The organism is Seonamhaeicola algicola (genome assembly GCF_007997385.1).
Lineage (GTDB): Bacteria > Bacteroidota > Bacteroidia > Flavobacteriales > Flavobacteriaceae > Seonamhaeicola > Seonamhaeicola algicola.
Genome location: NZ_VOSC01000030.1, coordinates 1 through 267 on the forward strand (window position 1 = coordinate 1; position 267 = coordinate 267).

The window sequence follows — 267 nt, forward strand, 5'->3', positions numbered from 1 at the left end:
AAACCCTTTTTTAAACTCACAAAACTTTTTTAAGTTTTTTTTTGAAAAAATTTTTTCAAGTTTTTTACTCAATAATTTTGTGAACTTACCGCTCAATTTTCAACGCTTTGGTTAGCCATTTTTGCGGGGTGCAAACATAGCACCTTTTTTTGAACTCACAATAACTTTTTTGATTTTTTTTGAAAGTTTTTTAACCCTCTTTTAAATCTCGTTTTTCTATGAACTTCTGCTTAACTTCTAACGAGTGTTATCCGTTTTGCGGGTGCA